20 protein-coding genes, 1 tRNA gene and 1 pseudogene are annotated in these 26,732 nt (G+C 45.1%); 15 read left to right on the top strand and 7 right to left on the bottom strand.

The window, feature by feature from the left end; translation table 11 throughout:
* Positions 1-62: 62 nt before the first annotated feature.
* On the bottom strand, positions 63-2,492 hold the full coding sequence (locus CAN90_RS04095) for a glycoside hydrolase family 94 protein (RefSeq protein ID WP_085832561.1): 2,430 nt from the start codon (positions 2,490-2,492) through the stop codon (positions 63-65).
* A 515-nt stretch (positions 2,493-3,007) separates the two neighbouring features.
* Here CAN90_RS04095 and CAN90_RS04090 point away from each other — a divergent pair.
* From CAN90_RS04090 to CAN90_RS04065, 6 genes are all read left to right on the top strand, one after another.
* Positions 3,008-4,021, top strand: a complete 1,014-nt coding sequence (locus CAN90_RS04090) for a LacI family DNA-binding transcriptional regulator (RefSeq protein WP_085832560.1) — start codon at positions 3,008-3,010, stop codon at positions 4,019-4,021.
* Positions 4,022-4,122: 101 nt separating this feature from the next.
* Positions 4,123-5,511 carry an ABC transporter substrate-binding protein gene (locus CAN90_RS04085; RefSeq protein ID WP_085832559.1) on the top strand — a complete coding sequence of 463 codons (1,389 nt, stop codon included), beginning with the start codon at positions 4,123-4,125 and terminating at the stop codon, positions 5,509-5,511.
* 119 nt (positions 5,512-5,630) lie between these two features.
* A complete protein-coding gene (locus CAN90_RS04080) occupies positions 5,631-6,617 on the top strand; it encodes a carbohydrate ABC transporter permease (RefSeq protein ID WP_085832558.1) in 987 nt (328 codons plus the stop codon).
* Positions 6,614-7,477, top strand: coding sequence for a carbohydrate ABC transporter permease (locus CAN90_RS04075; protein WP_085832557.1), 864 nt, complete (start codon positions 6,614-6,616; stop codon positions 7,475-7,477). The genes CAN90_RS04080 and CAN90_RS04075 overlap by 4 nt, the downstream gene beginning before the upstream one ends.
* 268 nt (positions 7,478-7,745) lie before the next feature.
* Positions 7,746-8,327 (top strand): Crp/Fnr family transcriptional regulator, encoded by a 582-nt coding sequence (locus CAN90_RS04070; protein WP_085832556.1) that lies wholly within the window; start codon positions 7,746-7,748, stop codon positions 8,325-8,327.
* 60 nt (positions 8,328-8,387) lie between these two features.
* Positions 8,388-9,149, top strand: a complete 762-nt coding sequence (locus tag CAN90_RS04065) for an SDR family NAD(P)-dependent oxidoreductase (RefSeq protein WP_242953567.1) — start codon at positions 8,388-8,390, stop codon at positions 9,147-9,149.
* Positions 9,150-9,252: 103 nt separating this feature from the next.
* On the opposite strand, the gene CAN90_RS04060 is transcribed toward CAN90_RS04065, so the two are convergent.
* From CAN90_RS04060 to CAN90_RS04050, 3 genes are all read right to left on the bottom strand, one after another.
* A complete protein-coding gene (locus CAN90_RS04060; RefSeq protein WP_085832554.1) occupies positions 9,253-11,340 on the bottom strand; it encodes a glutamine synthetase III family protein in 2,088 nt (695 codons plus the stop codon).
* 323 nt (positions 11,341-11,663) lie between these two features.
* Positions 11,664-12,581 (bottom strand): LysR family transcriptional regulator, encoded by a 918-nt coding sequence (locus CAN90_RS04055; protein WP_085832553.1) that lies wholly within the window; start codon positions 12,579-12,581, stop codon positions 11,664-11,666.
* Between the two features lie 240 nt (positions 12,582-12,821).
* Positions 12,822-13,991: a cadherin-like beta sandwich domain-containing protein gene (locus tag CAN90_RS04050; RefSeq protein ID WP_085832552.1), complete on the bottom strand. Its 1,170-nt coding sequence runs from the start codon at positions 13,989-13,991 to the stop codon at positions 12,822-12,824.
* Positions 13,992-14,198: 207 nt separating this feature from the next.
* Between CAN90_RS04050 and CAN90_RS04045 the strand changes: the two genes are divergently transcribed.
* The gene (locus CAN90_RS04045; RefSeq protein WP_085832551.1) at positions 14,199-14,741 is read left to right on the top strand and encodes a glycosyl-4,4'-diaponeurosporenoate acyltransferase CrtO family protein; all 543 of its coding nucleotides are present in this window, start codon (positions 14,199-14,201) and stop codon (positions 14,739-14,741) included.
* A 77-nt stretch (positions 14,742-14,818) separates the two neighbouring features.
* On the opposite strand, the gene CAN90_RS04040 is transcribed toward CAN90_RS04045, so the two are convergent.
* Genes CAN90_RS04040 through ygiD form a run of 3 tightly spaced genes read right to left on the bottom strand, consistent with a single transcriptional unit; the run spans position 14,819 to position 16,737 of the window.
* A complete protein-coding gene (locus tag CAN90_RS04040; protein WP_085832550.1) occupies positions 14,819-15,328 on the bottom strand; it encodes an HD domain-containing protein in 510 nt (169 codons plus the stop codon).
* Positions 15,329-15,361: 33 nt separating this feature from the next.
* Positions 15,362-15,916, bottom strand: a complete 555-nt coding sequence (locus tag CAN90_RS04035) for an NADPH-dependent FMN reductase (RefSeq protein ID WP_085832549.1) — start codon at positions 15,914-15,916, stop codon at positions 15,362-15,364.
* 47 nt (positions 15,917-15,963) lie between these two features.
* Positions 15,964-16,737: a 4,5-DOPA-extradiol-dioxygenase gene (ygiD, locus tag CAN90_RS04030; protein WP_085832548.1), complete on the bottom strand. Its 774-nt coding sequence runs from the start codon at positions 16,735-16,737 to the stop codon at positions 15,964-15,966.
* A 261-nt stretch (positions 16,738-16,998) separates the two neighbouring features.
* On the opposite strand from ygiD, the gene CAN90_RS04025 reads away from it, so the two are divergent.
* From CAN90_RS04025 to CAN90_RS03985, 8 genes and pseudogenes are all read left to right on the top strand, one after another.
* A complete protein-coding gene (locus CAN90_RS04025; RefSeq protein WP_085832547.1) occupies positions 16,999-17,874 on the top strand; it encodes an NAD(P)/FAD-dependent oxidoreductase in 876 nt (291 codons plus the stop codon).
* A gap of 272 nt (positions 17,875-18,146) precedes the next feature.
* Entirely contained in the window at positions 18,147-18,623 is a 477-nt protein-coding gene (locus tag CAN90_RS04020; protein WP_085832546.1) for a desulfoferrodoxin family protein, read from the top strand.
* 91 nt (positions 18,624-18,714) lie between these two features.
* Positions 18,715-19,122, top strand: coding sequence for a bacteriohemerythrin (locus tag CAN90_RS04015; protein WP_085832545.1), 408 nt, complete (start codon positions 18,715-18,717; stop codon positions 19,120-19,122).
* Positions 19,123-20,206: 1,084 nt separating this feature from the next.
* Positions 20,207-22,754 (top strand): annotated as a pseudogene (locus CAN90_RS04010) (heavy metal translocating P-type ATPase).
* Positions 22,755-22,775: 21 nt separating this feature from the next.
* Positions 22,776-23,039, top strand: a complete 264-nt coding sequence (locus CAN90_RS04000) for a metal-sensing transcriptional repressor (RefSeq protein WP_085832542.1) — start codon at positions 22,776-22,778, stop codon at positions 23,037-23,039.
* Positions 23,040-23,346: 307 nt separating this feature from the next.
* Positions 23,347-25,314 (top strand): methyl-accepting chemotaxis protein, encoded by a 1,968-nt coding sequence (locus CAN90_RS03995; RefSeq protein ID WP_085832541.1) that lies wholly within the window; start codon positions 23,347-23,349, stop codon positions 25,312-25,314.
* Positions 25,315-25,498: 184 nt separating this feature from the next.
* Positions 25,499-25,574: transfer RNA gene (locus CAN90_RS03990), tRNA-Lys, on the top strand.
* Positions 25,575-25,712: 138 nt separating this feature from the next.
* A complete protein-coding gene (locus CAN90_RS03985; RefSeq protein WP_085832540.1) occupies positions 25,713-26,531 on the top strand; it encodes an undecaprenyl-diphosphate phosphatase in 819 nt (272 codons plus the stop codon).
* Positions 26,532-26,732 lie beyond the last annotated feature (201 nt).

The following is a 26,732-nucleotide window of genomic DNA, read 5'->3' as shown; positions in this document are numbered from 1 at the left end:
GACACCTCACTGATTCAAAAAGCTAAGTCTTACTATCTATAAATGAAGCGTTCGAATGTTTATTACTGAATAATGGCCTCAATGGAGCAGTTTGTAAGGCCTTCTCTATGCGGAATTAAGCCGTTTTTCATCGGCTTACCATCCATTGTAACACCGGGGATTTCGCCTTCCTCTGCCCGCCGTACCAAAATATGATATACCGTACCGCGATAGCGGCGGGTTACCCGATAGCTGGTCATTTCTTTGGGGAGGCAGGGGTGAATCCGTAGGCCGTCAAAATCCGGGTGAATCCCTAAAATGGCCTGACTAATGTTTACAAACGCCCACGCAGCCGTTCCGGTCAGCCAGCTGTTTTTAGCTTCGCCATACCGCTTGGCGCTTCGCCCGGCAATCATCTGGCTGTAAACGTAAGGCTCGGTGCAGTGTATTTCACTAAATTCCTCTACCCATGCGGGGGAGGTCTTGCGATACACTTCAAACGCATTTTCGCCGTCTTCCAGTACGGTGTGAGCAATGCTCAGCCATGGGTTGTTATGGCAGAAGATTGCTCCGTTCTCTTTGTATCCGGGTGGGTAGCTGGTAATCTCACCGAGTTCTTTGTGGTAGCTTGTATAACAAGGGGTGAGAAGCTCTACGCCAAAACGGTTGCCGAGCAGCTCCCGTGCGCTTTTCAGAGCCTGCGGTGCAAGACCCTGACGGGCGCCGATTCCTGCCATCACACAGAAGCCTTGCGGCTCAATGTATATTTTCCCCTCACTGCATTCGCGGCTTCCTACTTTTTGCCCTGCGGCGTCGTAAGCGCGCAGGAACCATTCACCGTCCCAGCCGGACTCCAACACGGCAGCTTCCATTTGGCAAACACGCTGTTCAATTGCCTTTTGCTCTTCCGGGTCGCCGAAACGGCGGCAGATTTCTGCATACTCGCGCCCATATTTTACAAACATAGCGGCAATCAGCACGCTCTCTGCTGTTTTGCTGTCAAAGTTCTGGGTGGTCTGAAAGCTTTCGCCCGGTTCTTCGGAAAAGCAGTTGAGGTTCAGGCAGTCGTTCCAGTCTGCGCGCCCAATCAGCGGTAGGCCGTGAGGGCCAAGGTTGTTGCAGGTGTAAGCTACACTCTTTCTCAAGTGCTCAAACAAGGGTTGCTCAGAGCCTTCTTTGTTATTAAATGGAACTGGCTCATTTAATATGCTTGAGTCTCCAGTTTCTTTTAAGTAGGCGGCAACACATGCAATCAGCCATAGCGGGTCGTCGTTAAATCCGGTTCCTGCGTCGGCGTTGCCTCGCTTTGTAAGTGGCTGATATTGGTGGTAGGTACTTCCGTCCTCAAATTGAATGGCGGCAATATCCAGTATGCGCTGGCGTGCGCGGTCGGGAATCAAGTGCACAAAGCCGAGCAAATCCTGGCAGCTATCACGGAAGCCCATGCCGCGGCCGGTACCACTCTCAAAATAACTGGCACTGCGGCTCATATTAAAGGTAACCATGCACTGGTACTGGTTCCATATGTTAACCATGCGGTTTAGCTTATCGTTTTTACTTTCTAGGCGGAAACGGCTTAACAGGGACTCCCAGTACTCTGCGAGTTCCTTTAAAGCAACCTGTACTTGTTCTGGGCGTGCGAATTCTTCCATTAAGCGTTTTGCAGGTGCTTTTTGAATTACGCCGGGCGCTTCCCATTTTTCGTCGGCAGGCAGTTCTACGTAGCCCAATACGAAAATGAGTTCGCGCGATTCCCCGGGCTGCAAAACAAGGTCTATACGGTGAGAGGCTATGGGGTACCAACCGCTGGCTACGCTGTTAAAGCTGGTTCCGTTTCTTACGGTAACGGGAGATTCCCATGTGCCGAAGCGGCCAAGGAAGGAATCGCGGTCGGTATCAAACCCGCTGAGAGGAGTGTTTACGCCATAAAAAGCATAGTGGTTTCTACGCTCACGGTATTCTGTTTTGTGGTAAAGAACACTGCCGTCAACCTCAACCTCGCCAATGCTCAAATTGCGCTGAAAATTTTGCGCGTCGTCCACTGCGTTCCACAGGCACCATTCCGTGGCACTATATAGCTGAACTGATTTTTCAGAGTCTGACTTATTTTCTATTGTAAGAAGATTTACTTCGCATGGCTTCCCCAGCGGAACAAAACAGGTTAGCTCTGCGCTTAAGCCATGCCTGCGCCCCTCTATTGTGGTGTAGCCGAGGCCGTGGCGGCATTTGTAATCGTCTAAATCTGTTTTGCACGGTAAAAAAGCGGGGCTCCAAACATCGCCGCCGTCTCTTATGTAGTACCGCCGCCCACCCATATCTGCGGGTACTTCGTTGTAGCGGTAACGGGTGATTCGGCGTAGCTTGGCGTCCTGAAAAAAGCTATACCCGCCGCCTGTGTTTGAGATCAGGCTAAAAAAGCCATCGTTCCCCAAATAATTAATCCACGGTAGGGGAGTAGCCGGAGTCTGTATCACATATTCTCTGGCGCGGTCGTCAAAGTATCCGTATTTCATGGCGCTCCATCCTCGTATCATCATTTTCAAACTGCTCTTGATTGCTACAAAAAAGTGATTCCATTTCTACACCATATCTTTACCGCGTCAAAAATTATTTTCTGCGTGTAACAATAGGTAAGAGAGTAAGATTTACGAAATCGTTTAAGTATATTGTTATTATAGGTCGGCGTGATTAAAAAAGCAATACTAAAATAAAAAACCAGAGATTATCTCCGTTTTACAACAATTTTTGACTTGTTTCTATTTTATTATAACAAAATCGAGTCGAAACCGTATTCGTGGTTTTCCATATATTTCATCTGTTTTGTTGGTTTTAAAGGGGTTTTTCACAGATACAACCTATTATTGTTTCCCTATTATCACAAAAATAATAAAATAAATTTCAAATTTCTATTGAAAAAATGTGTAATGAGTGGTAATATGAATTCAGAAATCGATTAAGTTGCCATTTGCCCTGGTTCTGAAAATCCTTTATAATGAATCCAGAATCTGAGGCGGAGGGATCCATAATTATGATTACAATCAAGGACATTTCCGAAAAATGTGGTGTTTCCCGCGCGACGGTCAGCAAGGCGCTGAATGGGCACAAAGATATTAGCGAGAGCACCGGAAGACACATTCGCAGCGTAGCCCGTGAAATGGGTTACTTACCCAATGCCGCGGCACGCTCCCTAAAAACAAAAAGAACCAATAATCTGGGCGTTTTGTTTGTAGACAAAACCTGCAGCGGTTTAACCCATGAGTATTTTTCAGCCGTGCTAGAAAGCTTTAAGGTTGAGGCTGAGCGCCTGGGGTACGACATCACCTTTATTAGCCGCAACATTGGCACAGCTTCCATGAGTTATTATGAACACTGCAAATACCGCGGGTGCGATGGTGTTGTAATAGCCAGTGTGGACTTTGCCGATGAAATGGTGATTGAGCTGGTAAACAGTGAAATTCCAACGGTTACCATTGACCATGTATTTAACGGTCGTACTGCAATTTTGTCAGACAATGTGCAGGGGATTCACGACTTAGTAGAATATGTATACCAATGTGGCCACCAAAAAATTGCTTATATTCATGGTGAAGATACCTCAGTAACTAGAAAACGACTTGCAAGCTTTTACCGTACCTGCGCGGAGCATTCCATTGATGTTCCAGAAGAATATGTAAAAGATGCGTTGTACCATGACCCCAAATCGAGCGGCATTGCAACGCGTGAGCTTCTCGATTTACCCAATAGACCAACTTGCATTCTCTACCCCGATGATTTTTCATTTATCGGTGGAATGAACGAGATTGAAAAGCATGGTTTACATATTCCAGAAGATATTAGCATTGCCGGTTACGACGGCATTTATCTTTCACAGGTACTTCGCCCAAGGCTAACCACCCTACGGCAAGATACCGGCGCGCTCGGCCGTGAAGCCGCGTCGCGCCTGATTGAGTCCATTGAGCGGCCAAAGCTAGCCATACCACAGCAGGTAATGGTGGCAGGGCAGCTCATTCCCGGCAGCTCCGTTCGAAAATTAGAGGAATAACACTCGGGCGGCTGTAGGGAAAGCGATACCCTCTTTTATTGTGTCAGTTTCCCTTTTCATAAAGGTTTAAAAACGCATTATTTTAAGGAGGAGCTTAAGTTATGAAGAAAATTCAGAAGGCTACGGCCGCCCTGCTAGCATCATTAATGCTGGTGTCTGCGGCAGGTTGTGGCGGCAACACTACGCCCGCTGCGTCGGGAGCACCTTCGGGGTCCGCTGCACCTGCGAGCACAGATTCCGCTAAAACCCTTCGCATTTATGGTTGGAACACCGAGTTCCAAGAGCGCTTTAACAAGTACTATAAAGACGCCGGCAAGCTGCCGGATGGCATCAAGGTGGAGTGGGTAATTACCCCAAGCGAAAACAACGCCTACCAGAATAAGCTGGATGCCGACCTGAAGATGCAGGATTCTGCTGCGGATAAGATTGACATTTTCCTCATTGAGGCAGATAACGCGCTCAAATATGTCGATTCCGATTATACGCTTGACGTAAAAGCGGATATTGGTTTAACTGACGCAGACATGAAAGACCAGTTTGAGTACACCAAGGACATTACAACAGACAGCAAGGGCAAGCTCAAGGCCGTTTCTTGGCAGGCAACCCCCGGTTTGTTTGCGTATCGCCGTTCCATCGCCAAAGCCGTTCTCGGAACAGATGACCCCGAGAAGGTTCAGCTTGCGCTGAGCGATTGGGATAAGTTTAATGCAACTGCAAAAACAGCACATGATAAGGGCTACAAAATGCTCTCCGGCTATGACGATTCCTATCGTACCTTCTCGAACAATATCAGTTCGCAATGGGTAGACGACAAAGATACGATTCACATTGACCCCATTATGATGAAGTGGGTTGACCAGACAAAGGAATTTACGGATAAGAGCTATAACAATAAAACTTCCTTGTGGGCACCAGAGTGGCAGGCCGACCAAGGCCCGAACGGCAAGGTGTTTGGCTTCTTCTACTCCACATGGGGCATTAACTTTACACTGCTGAAGAACGCTTTGGCGAAACCAGTAGCGGAAGGCGGCAAGGAAGAAGTAGGCAATGGTATTTACGGCGATTACGCAGTATGCCAAGGCCCTGCAAACTACTACTGGGGCGGCAGCTGGATTTGCGGAGCAAAGGGAACCGATAACGTTGACATAGTGCGCGATGTTATGAAGACCTTAACCTGCGACCAGGCCACCATGAAGCAGATTACACTGGATACCGAAGACTTTACCAATAACCAGACCGCTATGGGCGAGCTGGCGAAGAGCGATTACAAATCTCCCTTCTTGGGCGGCCAGAACCATATTGCTTTGTTTGCCGCTGCGGCTCCCAAAATCAATATGAAAAACCTCTCCAAATACGACCAGGGCATGACAGAAGAATTCCAGAAAGCATTTAAAGATTACTTTGACGGTAACGTATCAAAGGATCAGGCTTTGGATAACTTCTACCGAGCCATTATGGAAAAATACCCGAACTTAAAACGAGCCTCCTAATTTTCTCACACTCTTTCACTTTTTTTGCCAGGTGCCCCTTTTCAGGGAGCGGTTCACTGCTCCGCTCCCTGAGCCTGGGGGCTCATCTGCTATAATCCCCGGATTTGAGGTGAAGCTCCATGCCCGGTACCACGTTAACAAAACCCAATCAATCTTCTGCACAACAGTCCCCTGAGAATCGTCAGAAGAAAAGAGCAAAAGGCGTGAACTATTCCAAGTGGGGTTATTTCTTTATTGCCCCGTTTTTCATCGCATTTGCTATTTTCACAATGACTCCTCTTGTTTCAACCTTTTACAACAGCTTTTTAGAAAGCTACTGGGTTGGCCTAACCCACGTTGGCCCCCGTTTTGTAGGCTTTGATAATTATGTGGCGCTTTTTTCTGACAAAGACCTTTATATGTATGCGAGCAATACAGCTATCATTTGGCTGATGGGCTTTGTTCCACAAATTGTGTTTTCGCTTTTGCTGGCGGCTTGGTTTACAGACATTCGTTTGCACCTACGCGCTACCGGCTTTTTTAAAACTGTCATTTATCTGCCGAACCTGATTATGGCTGCGGCGTTTTCCATGCTGTTTTTCACCTTGTTCTCCGACTCGGGTCCGGTTAACAGCATTTTAATGTCTATGGGAATGGAAACTCCGTTCCGCTTTTTAGCAAATGCGTGGAGTACCCGTGGGCTCATTGCCCTTATGAACTTTTTAATGTGGTATGGTAACACGACCATTTTGTTAATGGCGGCAATACTTGGAATTGATCCATCTTTATTTGAAGCGGCTGAAATAGACGGAGCAACGGCGTTTCAGTCATTTAAAAAAATAACAATGCCGCTCATACGCCCCATTTTGGTGTATGTTTTGATTACCTCTCTCATTGGTGGTATTCAAATGTTCGACGTACCGCAAATTTTAACCAATGGTAATGGTAACCCCAACCGTTCTAGCATGACCCTGGTTATGTTCCTCAATAAGCATTTATTTAGTGAAAACGTAGGTATGGCAGGTGCTGTTTCGGTTCTGCTGTTTGTAGTAGCCGGCGCATTGAGCATACTGGTGTATTTCAGCATTCGTGATAAAAAACCGGCGAAGGGAGGAGCAGAAAAATGAAAGACAACGCGGCAAGAGAGAATTTAGGGCTTTTGCGGATGCGCCGTGGGTTCGCCTATTTTATTCTGATTTTTTTGACCTTTCTTTCACTATTTTCATTTTATATTCTGTTTGTAAACTCCACTCGCTCCCACCCAGATATTCAAAAAGGATTCTCCTTTATTGTGGGCGGTTCGCTTGGCGCCAACTTTGATAATTTGATGAAAAATGCAAACCTGCCGGTATTAAATGGCCTGATGAACAGCTTGATAGTTGCCGGTTTGGCAGCAGTTTTTGCCACCTATTTTTCAACTATGACGGCATTTGGTATTCATGCGTACCGTTTTCGGTTGAATCAGGCTGCGTTCTCGCTCATTATTATGGTGATGCTGGTGCCAACACAGGTTACAGCATTGGGCTTTGTTCGCATGATGGCAAGCATGGGCCTTAAGAATTCTTTTATTCCTCTTACGGTCCCGGCGATTGCTTCACCGATTGTATTCTTCTTTATGATACAGTACATGAGAAGCTCGTTGCCAATTGAGATTGTGGAAGCTGCGCGAATTGACGGCGCGGGCGAGTTCTACGCCTTTAATCGAATTGTTCTGCCGATGATGAAGCCGGCAATTGCCGTGCAGGCAATCTTCACCTTTGTCAGCTCATGGAACAATTACTTTTTACCGGCTTTGATTCTTGACAGCAAGAAGAAACAAACCGTGCCGATTCTAATTGCACAATTGCGGAGCGCAGATTTTATGAAGTTTGATATGGGGCAGGTCTACCTGCTCATTGCCCTGGCGATTTTCCCGGTCATTGTTGTTTACTTGTGTCTCTCCAAATTTATTGTTCGTGGTGTCGCTTTGGGCAGCGTAAAAGGATAATTCGATTTTTCCTCCAATCATGTAATATTGCTCCGGTCTTCCCACACCGGAAAAAAACAGGAAGGTTTGCGCATCAGGCGCGAACCTTCCTGTTTTGTTTTGCAACGGCCATTCTAAGATGGAAAAGAAGAAAATTCAAAAAGAGAGCAGAACACTTTTTCAGGAAAGCCGTAAACATCTTTTCGGACAGAGCATAAAGAATGTGATAGAATAATCTGTAAACCAAGCTTTTTCTATTTTGAATTCATATTTGAATAAGGTGAGAGAAATGACGATATTGAAAGCGACCGAGCATCTAGAGAAAAAATTACAGGTTTCGTTTTGCACAGATGTATTTTCGCTCATAAATGATCATGCAAAAATCATCACTTACTCAATGGGAGACACTATCTTGTGGGAAGGTGATACTGCATCCCATTTGTATTATCTTATTAAGGGTGTTGTGAGAGGATATTATATTGACCGTGACGGAAATGATATTACAAAATGTTTTTGTGCGGAAGAAGATTTCTTTTCAACACAAGGCTACCGTACGGGCACTTCTGCTACCTTTACCATTGAATGTTTAGAGAACTGTAATTGCGTTCAATTGCCTTATACCATAATCGAACACATTTTACAAATGGATAAAGAATTGTGCAGTATAGTAAGCCATCTATTTCAGAATGAAATCGAGAATCAAGAGCTTAGGTGCAAGGAACTTATGCTATTAAACGCAAAAGAGCGTTACCTTGCCTTTTGTAAGGATAACCCCCAATTACAGAATAGAATTGCTTTAAAATATATCGCGTCCTATATTGGGGTACGGGCAGCTTCGTTAAGCCGCATTCGGAAAGAAAGCAAAAGCTGAATTAACATAGGTGAATGACAAAATCACTCCCTCCCGTCATACTGAGCATAACGGGAAGGAGTGGTCTTTTTGAAAAATGTACTCATTACAGGTGGTACCAGTGGCATAGGTTATGAGCTTGCTTGTGTATTTGCCGCAAATCAATATCATGTTAGTATTGTTTCATCCAATTATCAGCGCCTATTACTCACACAGAAAAAACTGCAAGACAGGTTTCATGTCCCGATTCGAATATTTGAACAAGATTTATCCCAATTAAAAGCGGCGGAAAAGCTCTACTCTCAAATACAAGCAGAGCAAATGAATATTGACATATTGGTAAACAATGCTGGATTCGGTTTAGCTGGAGAAACAGTAGAGATTGATTTGAAGAACGATGAAAAGATGATGATTCTAAATATGGTTACTCCGGTAAAGCTATGCAAATTGTTTCTGCCCCCGATGTATGAAAAACAGCGAGGCAGCATATTAAATATATCTTCAACAGGAGCATTTCAGCCGGGGCCGTTTACATCCACTTATTTCGCGAGTAAGGCATTTCTCCTAAGTTATAGTAAAGCGGTGCGATTTGAGGCTCAAAAGCACGGGGTGCACGTTTGTACCCTGTGTCCGGGTGCAACAAGAACAAACTTTTTCGCCAGAGAGGGAAAACCAATGCCAAGAACCGCTATGTCTGCAGAAAAAGTGGCTCAATTGGCTTACCAATATCTCAAGAAAAATAAGTCTGTATTAATACCTGGTTTTGCAAATCGAGCAATGCAGGTACTGCCAACAAATATAAAAATGTTGGGCGTTGCAAACAACAAGAGAGAATCTAAATGAGAAGTAAAAAAATATAAATAGAAAAGACTCCTGAGCCAACTGGCTCAGGAGTCTTTTTGCTTTTCATATCTACAGGCTCTAATTTAGAGCAAGAAGAGAATGCTTATTTTACGCCAAACAGCAGCTCGCCGTAAGTGGGGAAAGGCCAGTAGGTTCTTCCTACCAAAAGCTCCATTTCATCTGCAATAGCGCGAGCTTCTTCCATGCGAGAAAGAACTTCCTCACGGTAATACTTCGCTTCTTTCAGGTAATCGCCAGATTCCTCTTCATGATCCACCGCACCCTGTAAGCTATCAACCATATCATACAGCTTTACAGAAAGAGCAGTAAGCTTCTCAATCTGAGTCTTTTCCAAAGAGCAGTCAATTCCAAGATTTTTCTTGTTCATTGCCTGTGCGCTCAAATCGCCGGTGTAGTGGCTAACGGCTGGCAGAATGTCTTTGCGAATCATTTCGAGCATGGTCAGGGCCTCAATGTGCACCTGCTTAATGTACTTCTCCAAAATGATTTCATAGCGAGATTTCAGCTCTGTCTCTGTTAAAACGCCCTGGCGTTCAAACAGCTCCACATTTTCTTTCCGGGGATAGTAAGCCAGCGCTTCGGGAGTGCTTCTCAAGTTTAGCAGACCACGGCGGCCGGCTTCCTCAACCCATTCCGCAGAGTAGTTGTTGCCATTAAACACAATTCGCTTATGTGCCTTGAGTGTTTTGCGAATCAGCTCGTTCAAAGCATCGGTAAAGTTTTCTGCTTTCTCGAGTTCATCGGCAAAGGTGGACAGTACATCTGCAATCATGGTGTTTAGCATAATGTTGATACAGCCAATTGAGCTGGAAGAACCCTGCATACGGAACTCAAACTTGTTGCCGGTAAACGCCATGGGAGAGGTACGGTTTCGGTCCGTAGAATCTTTACGGATGGGAGGGAGAATATCTGCGCCAATTTTCACAAAACGGCGGCCCTTAGCCTTATATTCGGTGCCATTCTCAATAGCATTAAGAACATTTTCAAGTTCTTCACCGATAAATACAGAAACAATTGCGGGAGGTGCTTCGTTGCCACCCAAGCGGTGGTCATTGCCTGCGTCCGCAACGGCAATGCGCAGCAAATCCTGGTGCTCATCCACCGCCTTTATAATCGCGGTCAGGAAGAGAAGGAACTGTGCGTTTTCGGTTGGCGAATCACCGGGATCCAAAAGGTTCATGCCGGTATCGGTAGCAATGGAGTAGTTGTTGTGCTTACCGCTGCCATTAATGCGAGCAAACGGCTTTTCATGCAGCAAGCAGGTAAGGCCATGACGTGCCGCAACCTTTTTCATTACTTCCATTGTGAGCTGGTTCTGGTCAGTTGCAAGGCTGCAAGCAGAGAAAATAGGAGCCATTTCATGCTGTGCGGGTGCAACCTCGTTATGCTTTGTTTTGCTCAGTACGCCGAGCTTCCAAAGCTCTTCGTCCATTTCTTTCATGAACTCGCTAACCGTAACCTTTAGCTCGCCAAAGTAGTGGTCATCCAGCTCCTGACCCTTCGGCGGCTTTGCACCGAACAAAGTACGGCCGGTGTAAACTAGGTCTTCTCTCTTGAGGAACATCTCTTCTGGTACAAGGAAGTATTCCTGCTCAGGGCCAACGGTGATGGTTGTGCTTTTTACATCGTTATACCCAAACAGCTTGAGCACACGGATAACCTCTTTGTTCAAAGCGGAAATGGAGCGCAGCAGAGGGGCTTTTTTATCCAATGCTTCTCCGCCGTAAGAACAGAATACGGTAGGAATAAACAGAGAGCCATCCTTTACAAAAGCGTATGAGGTTGGGTCCCATGCGGTGTAGCCACGCGCTTCAAACGTTGCGCGAATACCGCCGTTCGGGAAGCTGGAGGCATCCGGTTCACCCTGAATGAGCTCTTTGCCTGAAAACTCCATAATGACCTTGCCGTCACCGGCGGGGTTAATGAAGCCGTCATGCTTACCGGCAGTGATGCCAGTCATAGGCTGGAACCAATGGGTGTAGTGTGTTGCGCCTTTTTCTATTGCCCAGCTTTTCATGGCGTTTGCCACTACTTCCGCCACTTGAGCGTCAAGAGGAATGCCCTCATTTCTTGTTTTCATTAATGCCTTAAAAGTATCCTTCGGCAATCTGTCTTTCATGACAACTTCATTAAATACTAAGCTTCCAAAAATCTCAGGAATATTGCTCATATAGCTGCCTCCTTTTGAGTTAAAATAGAAAAAACGCTGCAGGTATCCTAAGAAACCTACAGCGCCATTACTGTTTTTATACACGTAATTATAGCAAACGAAATTGCTGCTGTCAATGCTCCATAACAAAAAAGCATTTACCAGAAAAACGAAAAATATGCGGGGTAACAACAGATTTTTGGTACATAACACAGGGGACATGGAGTGGTCTTTATGAAAGGGTGTTCTTTTAATTTTTACAGCCATTGTATGCAACGAGCTAGAAAATGTTCGTAAGGGAATTGCTCCCTCAAAATAGAACGCTCGTAAAAGGAAAAAGTGGTTTACGAGATTTGCACCGTATCTGAAATAATTTCTACTAAAGCATGCAGTGCGGGAGAATGATAGTTGTCTTTGCGGTAACAAATAAAAATTTCTCGTTGAGAGATACCATCTGCAATGGGAAAATACACGCCTTTTTTATCTAGAAAATGGTCGGAGTGAATGATGCTGGATGGGACAAAGGCAAAGCCCAAGTTTTCTTTTGTTAATTGGTGTGCTACCTCAATGCTCTCCGTTTCAAGCAGGATGCGAGGGGAGTAGTGACTGTTTTCAAATAACCTGTCTGCAATGGTTCGTATTCCATGCCCCTTTTTCAAAAGAATAAAGGGTTCATTTTGTAAGTCATTTATATGTAGTGCCCTACTATTTACTCCAATATTGTAGTGAGGAATGCTTTTGTAGAAGAAAGGAGGAACTGCTAAATAAATAGTTTCTTTATTTACCGGCTTGTAGGTAAGCCCGCTGAGCAATGGTCGGTACACTACTGCTAAATCCACTTGGCCGGAAAGAACCATTTCCGATAGGTGATGTGAGGGAATTTCTATTAGCTTTAAATCGTATTTGGGGTATACCGCAAAAAAACGGGGGAGAATGCGATGGGTCATAATAATGCTTTGGTGCAACGACATTCCCAGTGTGATGCGCCCAATGCTGCCATCGTGAATTTCTGAAATTTGTTGTGTGACCGAATCATAAATGCGGTGTATTTGGTTGCAAGCGGCCAAGTACTTTTCGCCTGCATAGGTAAGCCGCATGGGGATGGTACTACGGTCAAACAAAGGGGTTCCCAGCTCGCGTTCAATGCCAAGTATCATTTGGCTTAGCGCGGGCTGCGAAATATATAGCTTTTTTGCCGCCCGCGTAATATTGCCCTCGCATACTACCGTCATCAAAGCTTCCATCTGCTTATGATTAATCATCTTTAATGCCTCCGATAGTGAATTTGTTTAACAAAAAAAGCAGTAAAGTTTTTACTGTAGTTACAGAAAAGCCGTCCTTTCCTACAAAAGAGGAATAGGGCGGTTTTTCTAGCTATTATTAAGCTTTGCTGCTAATATCCTGCAAAACGGTTCCTTATAAGGAATAAAAAGTGGAATAGAGAGCAATCCTTTTAAAAAGTTATTTTCAGTATGTCTTGGTAATGAGACTTATGGGTCTACTTACTGCTTTCCTTTTCGGTTCCAAAGGTTATACCCCACAAGAGTAGTAAGAGCCATTACGCAGATTGCCATTATCCAAATTGGCAGGCTGTCAGATTGGCCGCCTACAATATAAAGATTTCTGGTGCCATTGGCGTGTACCATAGTTGGCTCTGTTTTTTCTTCCAAATCTTCTTTCATAGAGGAAGTACTTTTGGAAGAGGTGCTTTTTACGCTTGTTTTAGTAGATTTGGATGATGCGGATTTGCTGTTGCTAGATTTGGAAGAGCTTGTACTGCGGCTTTTCTGTGAGGAGGTAATTTTTTCAGCTGCATTCTTACTGGAGCTTTGTTTTCCAGACACAGAGGAAGATGGCAGCTTGTCCGCCTTGCTTTCAGAGTCGGTAGAACCAAGCGATTCAGCCCGGTTCACACGAATTAAGTATTGTGACTTGCTCTTTTTATCCTCAGCGGTTACGGTCACAACGATTTCGGTAGTCTCCCCCGCCCGTTGCAAGGTTTGCCGATTAATTCGAACTGTACCGCCGTCCTCCGCATTTGCCTGGAATTTTACCGTGCTAATGTCTGCTCCGACTCGTAAATCGTACTCAGCAACATCCGGTGAAAATTCGGGTTTTAGCTTCCCGGTAGAGGGAACCAGCTTTTGCAGGCTTGCATTTTGAGACAAAGCCGGCTTAATGAAAAAGGATAAATTTGTGTTCCGGTCATATTGGGGGAGCAGTCGTTCGTTCCAATCTGCGGTTTGATCCACCTGAACGGTAACATTTGTAGTGCCGGGGTCGGCATTCTCCGCAACACTAAACACAAAGCGGATGCAGTCGCCGTTGAGTTTTGGAGCAGAAAGGCCATCGCAGGCATAGACTCCCGTTACGTATTCCCCATCATCATAATATTGAAATGCACCGCTCTGTATTTGCTCTGTGGTTTCTACCCGTAAAAGGTGCAATCGTGTGCTGTCGTATGAAACCTGTGTACGAAAGGCGGCAGGCAGCTCGCTTTCCATGAGGGTGCTTGCGTGGGTGGAAAGAGTAATGCGCACAGTTTCACCGGGGTAAGCAGCCGCTGAGGAAAAGGCTGCTGTAAAATAGTCCGTTGCCGCTGCAAAAGCATGGTAGGGATAATAAAATAGAACGGCGCATACAATCATGATAAGCAGGCATTTGGTTTTCATAAGGAGTACCTCACCGCCTTAGGCAAATATGGGAATGATTCACTTCTCTATATATTACCATACCCTATCGCTAAGCCGCAATATGCTTACAAAAAGCGTTTTTTAAAAACGCTTCATTCATAATTTGTTAACAATATTTCTTGAAAAAAGTTTATGATAGAAAGTAAGAATACGGCACTACTGTTATAATTAAAGAAGGAATTATTTATGTTCAAAAGCGCATCTCTTTCTCATGCAATTGTATGGAATGTAATGATAATCACCATGTGGCATTGCGTGGTGTTTTTTGCTTGCGTAAAATTGTCGAAGCAGACCTTTGACCCGGCTAAAAATCGCTACCAGGCATTCCGTTGGGAGCAAAACGGCCGTTGGTACCGCAGTAATTTAAAAATACATTTATGGAAAGACAGTGTACCCCAATATATAGGGAAAGATGGTTTTTCTAAAAAACATTTATCTCGTGTAACGCCGGAGTATTTGGATGAGTTTATGCTGGAAACCTGCCGCGGCGAATGGATGCACCTAAAAAACTGTATGTTTGTAGTAGTGGTGTTCGTAATGAACTCTTCGCTGATTATGGCAATTGTTTTCTCAGCCCTCATTCTGCTTGGCAACCTGCCGTTCGTGTGCATACAGCGTTACAACCGCTTTCGTATACAAACACTGCGCCAGGTAATTGTAAAAGAACAGGCACGTGCCCGCCGGTTGGAGGCACGCAGAAAAGAGGCGGCAGTTCGCTCGCTCACTTAATGTGAAATACGATATTGAAAAAAGCAGACGGTTTATTGCCGCCTGCTTTTTTTATTTGGTTATGATGTGTCGCTTTCTCAGCGGCAGAAAAAGGTCTCCCAAAAGGAACAACATTTGTCGGCGGCGCACACAATCGCAGATTCCCGATACCGGGGGCAGCTGCGCAGAGTAAGCGGCCACATATGCTTTAGAATAATGTCCTGCTCACGTTTATTGAGCCGAAACGCTTTATTTGCATTACGCAGTGCGGCCTTTGGGTGAGTGAACCCATGCAAACCGGAGCGGTGGGGGTCTTTATCATGCCAATCGTATAGAAAAAAGTCATGCAGCAGGGCGCCTCGCACCAAGCTGTTTACATCTGCTCGAATTCCCAGCTTGCGGCAGAGCCAAAAGCTGAGCTCGGCAACCGCCACACTGTGCTCTAAGCAGCTAACAGAACCGTGCTGAATATACGCTTCCATTTGCTGCACCTGTGGGTGCTTTAGCAATTGGTGGCTGTATTGTTGAAATTCTTTACGCTCCTGTACAGTAAGCTTTACACGAAGGCTGTTCGACTTCTTTTTTTGATTCTGATTGCTCTGTTGCATGGGCTGTGTTCTCCAATGGATTCCGTCGTTGGTTTAGGCCTTTTGAGCTTTTACTAAGTCGATTAGCTTATTGGTGAGAGCTGAAATGTGCTCTCTGGTCTCTTTGTCAACCAGATTACCGTCTGCGTCTACTTTTTCATGTGCAGATGCAATAAACACTTCGGGCTGATTGATAATGCGCATATTCAGAACAACGCCAACTTGACGCAGATGGTATTGCACACGGGCACCACCTAACGGCCCCATAGAAGCACTCATAATTGCGGTTGGCTTGTTGGAAAATAGTCTGGCCGGATTACGGGAAGCCCAGTCTAATGCGTTTTTGAGTACGGGAGGGATAGAAAAATTGTACTCCGGTGTAGCAATCAGCAATGCATCTGCCTCTGTGATTTTTTTCATGAAGTCGGTAACGGGTGCAGGCAGTTCCCCACCTTCTAAGTCCTCGTTGAAAAATGGGATTGCAGAGAGGTCTAAAATCTCCAGCTCGGCGTCATTGGGAAGTAATTCTTTCGCGGCGCGCAGCGCAGCGAGGTTATAAGAGCCTTTGCGAAGGCTTCCGGTAAATCCAACAATTTTAATGGGGTTCATAAAAATGCTCCTTTCATTATTCCTTGCGGTTTAAAATCACCGCAAATTTATGGCTGAAATAGGTAGCTTGTCATAGACAGTGAGCCTAATAGACAATCTTCGTTAAAAACAGTAATTTGGTCGTTTTTGTTGCTGGCACCCAAAACATACAAAAGCGGGTAAAAATGGTCGGGAATAGGAAATGCCATTTTGGCACAAGAACCTGCATTTTGGTAATGAACGACTTCGGTATACTCTCTTGCTACAATTTTGTCCCGAATATAGCCGTCAAATTCCTCGGCCCAAGAAAAGCCGCCCTCCGCCTGCCATTGAATTTTTGCCAGGTTATGCACAATATTCCCGCTGCCGATAATCATCACTCCGTCATCACGAAGAGCGGCAAGCTCTCGACCTATATCAAAATGTACTTGTTCATCGGCAGTGCCATCAATGCTGAGCTGCACCACCGGTATATTGGCTTGCGGGAATAGGTGACGCAGCACAGACCATGCGCCGTGGTCAATTCCCCAACTGTTGTCTGTTTTAACGGGCACCGAAAGTAACTCTCGTACCCGGCTGGCTAGTTCCGGGGAACCGGGAGAGGGGTACTGTACTCGGTACAGTTCCTCTGGGAAGCCATACATATCGTACACCAGTCTGGGACTTTTTGTATCCATAATTCGAGTGTCGTGGGTATACCAGTGCGCCGAAACCATTAGAATTGCGCGAGGGCGCGCAAGGCTGCGGCCTATTTCTTGCCATTTTTTTGTATACTGATTGTTTTCCACCGCGTTCATTGGAGAGCCGTGTCCCACAAAGAGCGCAGGCATTCTTTCAGGCATTTAGTATCCTCCTTGTAAACCACGAAATATAGAAACGGCAAATTTTCCCTTTTGCTTGCCTTTATTATATACTGTATCTGGCAGGAAAACCACTGTTGATTTTAACCGTTTTTTGGCTGTGTAAGGGCTATGGTTTAGAACGTTTCCATGAGAGAAATCGAATTGTAACTTTGTCACGATACTTTTTTTGCGAAAAATGATATACTAGTATTAAATAAGATAATTCGATACATTAAAATAGAAAAAAGGAGAGGCTCAATTATGGCAAATATCGTAATCGTCGGAAGAGGGCCCGCTGGCATCTCGGCTGCTCTTTATACCCTGCGAGCTGGAATGGAAACAACCATTATCGGTAAAGACAACGGCACACTGGATAAAGTGGAGAAAATAGAAAATTTTTATGGCTTCCCGGAACCGATTACCGGCCCGGAGCTGGTGCAAACCGGGCTGCAACAGGCACAGCGCCTAGGTGCACAAATGGTGGAGGATGAAGTCGTTGGCATCTCTTATGACGGGCGCTTGGTGGTAAAAACCGCACGCGGTGAATACCCGGCAGATGCACTCATTCTGGCAACCGGTTCAACCCGTTCTGCACCGCGTATTCGCGGCTTGCAAGAGCTGGAGGGTCATGGCGTTAGCTATTGCGCAGTTTGCGACGGCTTTTTCTACCGTGGGAAAGAAGTTGTGGTTTTGGGTAACGGAGATTACGCTATACATGAGGCACTGGAGTTGCTGCATACATCAAAATCTGTTACCGTTCTCACCAATGGCAAAAAAATGCTGGCTTCCGTTCCCGAGGGAATACAGTTATGCACCAAAGAGATTCAGTCGCTCGATGGCGATCCTTTCTTAAGCGGTGTCCGTTTTGAGGATGGCACCTCTTTATCGGCTGAGGGAGCCTTTGTAGCAGTTGGTGTAGCCGGCAGTACAGACCTAGCCCGCAAACTGGGGGCAGAGGTAGAAAATAATAAAATTGTAGTCGATGAAAATATGGCGACGAATATTCCGGGTCTTTTCGCAGCTGGTGATTGCACCGGTGGTTTGCTGCAAGTTTCAAAAGCAGTGTACGAGGGCGCAAAGGCAGGAACCGAAGCAATTAAATTTGTACGCGCAATGGCGAAAACCGTGAATGCGTAAATTGCTAGCCCACATATTGTTTTGTACCGGTCTGGAATCCAGACCGGTATTTTTATCACTATCATAATATTAATCTTATTTAAATAAGAATAATTATTAAATATTCTATCGAGTTTACGGAAAGCCCTTGCCTTTTTTAAAAAAAAGAGATAATATGAAATAAAAAAAAGCATATCTATGTGAGTAAGACAAACGGCTGCGAGCAGTATCTTTTGCAACACAAATCATAGGGTCAAAGCAGCCGTTTCTACTAAAATATAAGGAGTGTAAATATGAAATCTGCTGTTTTTTATCAGTGTAAGCATTGTGGTAACTTGGTGGCGCTCATCGGTACCGGTGGGGGAACACTCACTTGCTGTGGCGACCCAATGGTGCAGCTGCAGGCTAATGTGACCGATGCCGCGCAGGAAAAGCATGTACCGGTAGCACGTATGGAAAACGGCCGCCTGATTGTTGAGGTTGGCTCAGTGGCTCACCCAATGGCCGCGGAACATTATATTGAGTGGATTGCCTTAGAAGACGGCGACCGGCTCGAAATTGTGAAGCTAAACCCGGGCGATAAGCCTTGTGCAGAATTCGTTTACCACCCGGCAGAGGCTAACGAAGAAATTTTTGCAGGCGAAAACGATGAGATTGTTCCCAATTGTGAAGGGAATCCCTGTAACTTTGTATACCGTGAAAAAGTGGGCTCACACGCAGTGGTGTACGCTTACTGTAATTTGCATGGTCTTTGGAAGGCAGAACTGTAAATTATCTTATTTGGTAACTGCTTAATATATTAATTACCGGTTGGGCTGGTTGTGGAAGTCAGCCTTACCGGAACATATGGGAGTGTTTGGAATGGCTTATACATTAACAAGTGATTTAATCACCAATAACAGCATGATCGACACACAGCATAAGCAGCTCTTTGACGCAATCAATGCACTGCTCGAGGCCTGCTCTAAGGGGCAGGGTCGCGCAGAGATTGGCAAGACTCTGGACTTTTTGAGTAAGTATGTAGACAAGCATTTTTCGGATGAAGAGAAATTGCAGGTTCAGTATTCTTACCCGGAATATGATAAGCACCATAAATACCATGAAGAGTACAAAAAAATTATTCGTGAGCTTCAGCAAGAGCTAGAGAAAAGTGGTGCGAACATTGCACTGGTAGCCAAGGTAAATACCGCAATTGGCGGCTGGCTTGTGAACCACATTAAACGTGAAGATTTAAAGATGGCGAAGTACATTCGCGAACAGCAAAAATAAGAGAAGAAGCACCGGGGTAACCCGGTGCTTCTTTTCAGTTTACTCAAAATTTCTTATATAACAGGCCATTTATAATAGCAAATTTTAAGCGGCTAGTGCCGCAGGGAAATTCTTCTTTCTTTTATTCGCCCCTCAAGCCGGGGCAGGCTCTCCTTTTCTTGATGAGAAGAAAAGGAGGAAAGACTCACCAAAGGCTCCGCCTTTGGAACCCGTTTGGGGAACGACCCCAAACCAAAAAACAAAAGCTACTGGTAAGGCACTCCATTAAAAATGCCCACTCTCCTTTGCTGGTTCAAACAGATAGCTATTTGCAATCTTACGTCAGCGGTCATTTTTAGAGCGCTCTCGTTGGCTCGCAGAGACATATTAAGAAAGCTAGGTACTCCGTCCATATACGTGCAGCCAAGCAAAACCTTACAAACAATCTGCAACGCACAGATTTGCATCCTGTGCGGAAAAATAGATGCAGAGCGGGAGCTCACTCGGATTCCAAAGGCAAGTGCCCGCCCCGGCATGAGGGGCAAAGCCTTGCGCTATCAGAATGTCCTTCTCCGTAGCGCAAAACTTTTTCTATAACATATCAAAAACTTTCTAAGCCCCAAAAGCGAATTTCTTCTTTCTTTCATTCGCCCCTCAAGCCGGGGCAGGCTCGCCTTTTCTTGATGAGAAGAAAAGGCGCAAAGACTCACCAAAGACTCACCAAAGGCTCCGCCTTTGGAATCCGTTTGGGAAACGACCCCAAACCAGAAAACGAAAGCTACTGGTAAGGCGCTCCATTAAAAATGCCCACTCTCCTTTGCCAGCTCAAACAGATAGCAATTTGCAATCTACCGTCGGCGGTCATTTTTAGAGCGCTCTCGTACGCTCGCAAAAACATGTAATTGAAACATGCCTATTTCTAAATTTGTAATCGATAAAACGAAACAATACGCGCCAGCAGAATCTCATAAGAAATATTTATAAAAATAGAATTCTTAAAAATCGGGTAGGCTAAATAAAAGAAAAAATAGTTACCCTTGACAAACAATGAAGATTGCAGTAGAGTATAGATACACCCCACAGGGGGTGTGGGGAGGTGTCGGCTTTGAATCAAAAATATAATGTAACAGGAATGACCTGCTCCGCCTGCTCTGCTGCGGTAGAGAAAAGCGTAAAAAAGCTGGAGGGCATTGAAAACGTAAATGTTAACTTGCTTTCAAACAGCATGACAGTTCATTTTGATGAAAGCTTGCTGGATGATAACCGTATCATTTCGGCAGTAGAAGATGCGGGCTACGGCGCCAGTGTTTTCACACACGGTGCAGCTCCGTCAGCAACGAAAACAGTAGACCCAGTACAGGAAGAGCTAAAATCGATGCGCTCTCGCCTGATTGTATCTTTTGCATTCTGGATTCCACTCATGTACCTAGCCATGCACCACATGCTGAATGAGTGGTTCGGCTTGCCCGTGCCGCTGTTTCTGAAAAATGCGTTTCATGGTGCGGAAAACGGAATCCCCTTTGCATTTACGCAATTACTGCTTTTAGTCCCTATACTTTATGTAAACCGTAAATACTTTCAGGTTGGATTTAAAACACTGTTTAAACGTTCGCCCAATATGGATTCACTCATTGCAATTGGTTCCACAGCAGCAATTGCATATGGAATATTTGCAATCTATAAAATTGGCTACGCGCTCGGTACGGGTGATATGATGGTCGCCGACCATTATTTAATGGATTTGTATTTTGAATCCGCCGGTACCATTTTAACACTGATTACTCTCGGTAAATATTTAGAGGCACGCTCGAAAGGCAAGACCTCAGAGGCGATTTCTAAACTAATGGATTTAGCACCGAAAACAGCTGAGGTTGTTCGGGATGGTAAAGAAGTGGAGATTCCCGTTGAGCAGGTTCGTGTTGGTGACGTTGTGCTCATTCGCCCCGGTAAAAGCATACCGGTAGATGGTGTGATTATCGAGGGTTCCTCTGCGGTTGACCAGTCTGCTCTCACGGGTGAAAGTATCCCGGTGGAGAAAACAGTTGGCGATTCCGTAATTGCAGCCACACTAAACAAAACAGGTTTTTTCAAAATGGAAGCCAACAAAGTGGGCGGCGACACAACCCTGGCGCAGATTATTTCACTGGTTGAGGAAGCCAGCTCCTCCAAGGCACCCATTGCCAAAATGGCAGATAAAATCAGCGGTATTTTTGTGCCGGTGGTCATCGGTATAGCACTCTTAGCCGCCGTAGTGTGGCTGATACTAGGTCAGTCATTTGAGTTTGCACTTTCCATTGCAATTGCAGTGCTTGTCATTTCATGCCCTTGTGCGCTTGGTCTTGCCACACCGGTGGCAATTATGGTTGGCACGGGCAAGGGAGCATCAAATGGTATTCTTATTAAATCAGCTGAAGCGCTTGAAACGGCTCATACCGTTGGCGCTGTGGTACTCGATAAAACTGGAACCATTACAGAAGGCAAGCCCCGTGTAACCGATATGGTTCCTGCTGCGGGAATCAGCGAACGTGAGCTGCTCATTGCCGCGGCTTCTATTGAGAAGCCTTCCGAGCACCCGTTGGCAGAAGCAATTGTGGAAAAGGCAGCGGAACTTACTTTTGAGCTTTCTCCTGTTGGAGATTTTCAGGCGATTTCTGGCCGCGGGATTCTTACCAGCATTGGCAGCGAACCGTATGCCGCTGGCAACTTGGCATTGATGCAGGAGCAAAACGTAGATACCAGTGCTTTACAGCAAAGGGCAGAGGAATTTTCAGAACAAGGTAAAACCTCACTCTTCTTTGCAAAGGGTGGTAAGCTTCTTGGCGTAATTGCCGTGGCAGACGTAATTAAACCTACCAGCCGTCAGGCGGTAAGGGAATTAACGGCAATGGGCATTGATGTGGTGATGCTCACCGGCGATAACAAGCGCACTGCCGAGGCCATCCGGAAGCAGCTCGACATTGGCCGCGTGGTTGCTGAGGTGCTCCCGCAAGATAAGGAAGAAGAGGTTCGTGCCATTCAGGCCTCCGGCAAACGGGTCGCGATGGTTGGAGATGGTATTAACGATGCTCCTGCTCTGGCTCGTGCCGATGTTGGCATTGCTATTGGTGCCGGAACCGACATTGCCATAGAATCCGCCGATATTGTACTCATGAAAAGCGATTTGATGGACGTGGTTACAGCCATTCAGCTCAGCCGCGCTACCATCCGTAATATTAAAGAAAATCTGTTCTGGGCATTCTTTTATAACAGCATTGGTATTCCGCTGGCAGCCGGTGTGTTCTATGTATTGCTTGGCTGGAAGCTCAACCCCATGTTTGCGGCGGCAGCAATGAGCCTTAGCTCTGTGTGTGTTGTATTGAATGCTCTGCGACTCAAGTTTTTTAAACCCCACCATAAATTTGACAAATGAGAAAGGAAACGCTACTATGAAAAAACTGATTACAATTGAAGGAATGCACTGCGAGCACTGCCAGGGAAGAGCAGAGAAAGCCCTGAATGCAATGGAGGGCGTAGAGGCGAAGGTGAACCTGAAAAACAAGCAAGCCACCGTAACCCTAAGCCGTGACATTCCAGATGAAGAATTTGCAAAGGTTATAGAAGACGCTGGGTACCAGATGGTTTCTATCAAAGAGAAAAAAGGGTTGTTTGGCTAATCGTTCAGGGAGGTAGTAAGAATGCAGGCAGATAGAGAAAAAACGTTGCGTATGCTCAAAACGGCGCGCGGTCAGTTGGATGGTTTAATTCGCATGGTGGAGGAAGATCGCTATTGTATCGATATTTCAAACCAGCTCATGGCTACGCAAGCAATTCTGCGAAGCATTAATCGCGACGTACTGCATGCACATTTAACCGGCTGCGTAAGTCAGGCTTTGGGTAGCGAGGAACAGCAGAAAAAGATTGATGAGATTATCGGTGTTATGGATAAGCTCTCAAAATAAGATAAAAGCGGCTTACTCCTGCTGGAGAAAGCCGCCTTTTTATATGAAAAAGGGAAAAGACAAAAGCTTTGTTAGTAACGGCTTTATTATCCATATAAATATTTATGAAAACATACGGCAAGTTTCGCAAATCTACACAATATTACAAGTATCGTATTATCTCGAATAATTTCTATTTTATTTCTTATTTTATTGGTTCTTTTTTATCAAAAAAGACAGTTAGCGACCGATAATATAATTGGAAAGAGTAAAATTCACATGAGCCCTGTAAAAGAGCCGAAAACGGATAAGGGAGAGAGTTAAAACCGTGAAATCATTAAAGAGAAAACTACATTTATTCATTATGATATTGGTACTGTTCACCAACATTATGGCTACTGGTGTAACCTGCTGGATGGCGTATTTGGATTCGATGACGCAAGCTGAGCAGACCTCCGCCTATTTGGCGGAATCTTATAAACAATATCTTGGCTCTGAACTGAGTAAATACCGTAATGAGGTCATTGAGGTTGCGAAATCTTCGGTAATGAATACAACGGATACAGCGGCAAAGCAGCAGTATTTAAAAGACCAAGCATACCGAGACGGCTTTATGTACTTTGCTTTGGCAGATGCGCAAGGCAATACGCAGCAAGACGGGAATGTGTCGCAGGAGAAATGGTTTGAATCGGCTAAAAACGGTTCTGCTTACATAGCAAACCCGGTGAAAAGCCGCCGCAGTGACGACCTTACTCTTACCATTGGAGTGCCGGCCGCCGGTGGGCAGGTGGTGTATGGTGAAATTACATACGATGCTTTTTCAAACCTATTAGAGGCTATAAAAATAGATAACAACGGTTATGCTTTTGTAATTAGTAAAGATGCGAAAACCGTTTTGCACCCAAGTAAAGATACCGTAGCAAACCCCATTGATTACGAAGAAAAATCAAAAACAGATAGCAGCGTAGCCCCCGTTGCAGAGCTTTACCGCCGAGCAACGACGGGGGAAACCGGTATTCAGTACACAGTTTATCAGGGAGTAAAAAGGCAGGTAAGCTTTACGACTTTGGATGGCCCCGAGCAATGGTCTATCGCCATTTCACGCCCGATTAATCAGGTCATGCAGAGCCTGTACCAAAGTATTTTAATTAATGTTGGTGTTGCAGTGGTTCTTCAGCTCATCACACTGGTAGCTTCGCTGATGTTTGCTGCTAAGCTTGCAAAACCAATTGAAGAAGCAACCAAGAGAATTGAACTGCTGGCTCAGGGTGACCTGCAAACCGAGGTAGTGCAGGTAAAAGGGCGCGATGAAATTGCGCGCTTCTCCAATGGCCTGGGGCATACCATCAAAGAGCTTCGCCTCTATATACAAGATATTTCTCATGTGCTCAACGAGATTGCCAGCAATAATTTAACAGCACAAAGCGGCGTAGAATACCGTGGCGATTTTGCACCAATTCAAGATTCTCTCAACCGCATTTTAGATTCGCTGAATGAAACATTTGAAGGTATTTCGCAAGCGGCCTATCAGGTAAATGCAGGTGCAGAAGAAATGGCGCTCGGCGCGCAGAATCTGGCTCAAAACTCGGCCGAGCAGGCAAGCACGGTAGAGAACCTGAATAACTCATTGCAGAACGTTTCAGAGCATGTAAAGAACAATGCCTCGCACGCTACTTCCGTAGAGGGCATTTCTCACGAGACGATTCAGTTTGTACAGCGGGGTAACGAGCAGATGAACCAGATGCTCGAGTCGATGCAGGACATTGACAATGCAGCAAATGAAATTTCGAATATTATTAAGGTAATTGATGATATTGCCGCTCAGACCAATATTTTGGCGCTAAATGCCGCCGTAGAGGCCGCCAGAGCCGGCTCAGCCGGTAAAGGCTTCGCAGTGGTCGCCGACGAAGTGCGCAGCTTGGCATCAAAGAGTGCGCAGGCAACCACTACAACATCGAATCTGATTCAAAAAGCGATAGATTCTGTGAAAAAGGGTATGGTAATTGCAGAAGAAACCGCAAGGTCACTTGACCAAATTGTTGCAAAGTCCAGTGAAGTCAATTCGCTGATTAACCGCATTGCGGAGGCTTCCAACGAGCAGGCAAAAGCGATTATGGAGCTTGATAGCGGCATGATGCAAATCTCGTCTGTTACACAAACAAACTCTGCAACGGCACAGGAGAGTGCCGCTGCCAGTGAAGAGCTCTCTGGCCAGTCTGAGATGCTCAAGGAGTTAATGAAGCGTTTTCACACCAAAGGCGGAGCATCTGCAAGCAATTACGAAATTATAGAGTAAAATGTATAAAAAACAGCATAATAACTCGGGCGGGGTTGCGTTCCCCTCCCGAGTGTATGCTGCAAATACAGTGTTGGAATTCTGTTTTTCGAGAGAAAACGCCTTTCTATGAAAAAATATTCCTTTTTGTGTTGACAAGCCTCGCTTCTATTGCTATAATATACAAGTTCTCTAAAGAACAAATGAATCATTAGCTCAGCTGGCAGAGCACCTGACTTTTAATCAGGGTGTCCGGGGTTCGAATCCCCGATGGTTCACCAGTAAAATAACAGGGAAGAGTAATCTTCCCTGTTATTTTATATTATTCTTGTTTTTAGCCCATTTTTAGAGAATAGAGCGAGTCCATCCTTAGGGTGGGCTATTTTTCATTCAAATGAAAGAACGGAGCTCAGAAGCATATGTATACAATAGAAATTATAAAGGCTATCTTTTTTGGAATTGTTGAAGGAATTACTGAATGGCTGCCCATTAGCAGTACCGGCCACTTAATATTGGTCGACCAGTTTTTGAAGCTAAATGCGTCCAGTACTTTTAAAGAGCTCTTTTTTGTTGTAATACAATTGGGGGCAATACTTGCCGTCATTGTGTTTTACTGGAAGAAGCTATGGCCGTTTTCAAGTAAGGCAAAGTATTTGATTGAGCAAGATACTGCTGCTCTTTGGATGAGGATAATCGTTGCATGCCTACCCGCGGCGGTGGTGGGTTTATTACTGGATGACCCAATCGACGCAATGTTCTACAATTACCAAACCGTTTCTTTGATGCTGGTACTGTACGGTATCTTATTTATTCTCATAGAGAACAAACATAACGAATCAAAGGTTAAAATAAACGACGTATCACAAATTGATTATAAAACTGCGTTTTTTATTGGGTTGTTTCAGGTTTTGGCTCTCATTCCCGGAACCTCTCGTTCAGGAGCAACCATCATTGGTGCAATGCTGCTCGGTACCTCCCGTGTGGCGGCAACGGAGTTTACGTTCTACTTAGCCATTCCAGTCATGTTTGGAGCAAGCCTGCTAAAAACTGTGAAGCTGGGTCTTCCCACTACGAATTTAGAGCTGACAGTGCTCTCTGTAGGCACCTTCGTTGCTTTTGTGGTTTCACTGCTTGCCATTCGCTTTTTAACATTTTATATTAAGAAGCACAATTTTAAGGTGTTTGGCTGGTATCGAATCGTACTCGGTGCGCTTATTATACTTACCTTTCTATTTTAATGATAGCAAACGGCTTGCCTGAAAAAAGCGGGCTGTTTTTTTTATCATGATAGAAGATTGCCATTCATAATTCAGTAGAGCGAAATGAAAGGAGACATCGCATGTGCATTTCGAAAAAGGGATTCCGCGTTCTAGCCGTTTTTTTAATACTAATAGCGTTCTTTTTTTCGTTTTCATTTTCTGAATTTTGTCTTGGAGATA

The organism is Clostridium merdae (assembly GCF_900176635.1).
Classification (GTDB): domain Bacteria; phylum Bacillota; class Clostridia; order Oscillospirales; family Acutalibacteraceae; genus Faecalispora; species Faecalispora merdae.
This window is presented reverse-complemented; position numbering and strand designations above follow the sequence as displayed.

Bases quoted from the DNA above. Each gene is read 5' to 3' on its own strand.
- CAN90_RS04075 (WP_085832557.1), top strand. From the start codon at position 6,614: ATGAAAGACAACGCGGCAAGAGAGAATTTAGGGCTTTTGCGGATGCGC.
- CAN90_RS04045 (WP_085832551.1), top strand. From the start codon at position 14,199: ATGTTCAAAAGCGCATCTCTTTCTCATGCAATTGTATGGAATGTAATG.
- CAN90_RS04035 (WP_085832549.1), bottom strand. From the start codon at position 15,916: ATGAACCCCATTAAAATTGTTGGATTTACCGGAAGCCTTCGCAAAGGC.
- CAN90_RS04015 (WP_085832545.1), top strand. From the start codon at position 18,715: ATGGCTTATACATTAACAAGTGATTTAATCACCAATAACAGCATGATC.
- CAN90_RS04080 (WP_085832558.1), top strand. From the start codon at position 5,631: ATGCCCGGTACCACGTTAACAAAACCCAATCAATCTTCTGCACAACAG.
- CAN90_RS04020 (WP_085832546.1), top strand. From the start codon at position 18,147: ATGAAATCTGCTGTTTTTTATCAGTGTAAGCATTGTGGTAACTTGGTG.
- CAN90_RS04085 (WP_085832559.1), top strand. From the start codon at position 4,123: ATGAAGAAAATTCAGAAGGCTACGGCCGCCCTGCTAGCATCATTAATG.
- CAN90_RS04060 (WP_085832554.1), bottom strand. From the start codon at position 11,340: ATGAGCAATATTCCTGAGATTTTTGGAAGCTTAGTATTTAATGAAGTT.
- CAN90_RS04090 (WP_085832560.1), top strand. From the start codon at position 3,008: ATGATTACAATCAAGGACATTTCCGAAAAATGTGGTGTTTCCCGCGCG.
- CAN90_RS04025 (WP_085832547.1), top strand. From the start codon at position 16,999: ATGGCAAATATCGTAATCGTCGGAAGAGGGCCCGCTGGCATCTCGGCT.
- CAN90_RS04000 (WP_085832542.1), top strand. From the start codon at position 22,776: ATGCAGGCAGATAGAGAAAAAACGTTGCGTATGCTCAAAACGGCGCGC.
- ygiD (WP_085832548.1), bottom strand. From the start codon at position 16,737: ATGCCTGAAAGAATGCCTGCGCTCTTTGTGGGACACGGCTCTCCAATG.
- CAN90_RS04050 (WP_085832552.1), bottom strand. From the start codon at position 13,991: ATGAAAACCAAATGCCTGCTTATCATGATTGTATGCGCCGTTCTATTT.
- CAN90_RS04055 (WP_085832553.1), bottom strand. From the start codon at position 12,581: ATGATTAATCATAAGCAGATGGAAGCTTTGATGACGGTAGTATGCGAG.
- CAN90_RS03985 (WP_085832540.1), top strand. From the start codon at position 25,713: ATGTATACAATAGAAATTATAAAGGCTATCTTTTTTGGAATTGTTGAA.
- CAN90_RS04095 (WP_085832561.1), bottom strand. From the start codon at position 2,492: ATGAAATACGGATACTTTGACGACCGCGCCAGAGAATATGTGATACAG.
- CAN90_RS04040 (WP_085832550.1), bottom strand. From the start codon at position 15,328: ATGCAACAGAGCAATCAGAATCAAAAAAAGAAGTCGAACAGCCTTCGT.
- CAN90_RS04070 (WP_085832556.1), top strand. From the start codon at position 7,746: ATGACGATATTGAAAGCGACCGAGCATCTAGAGAAAAAATTACAGGTT.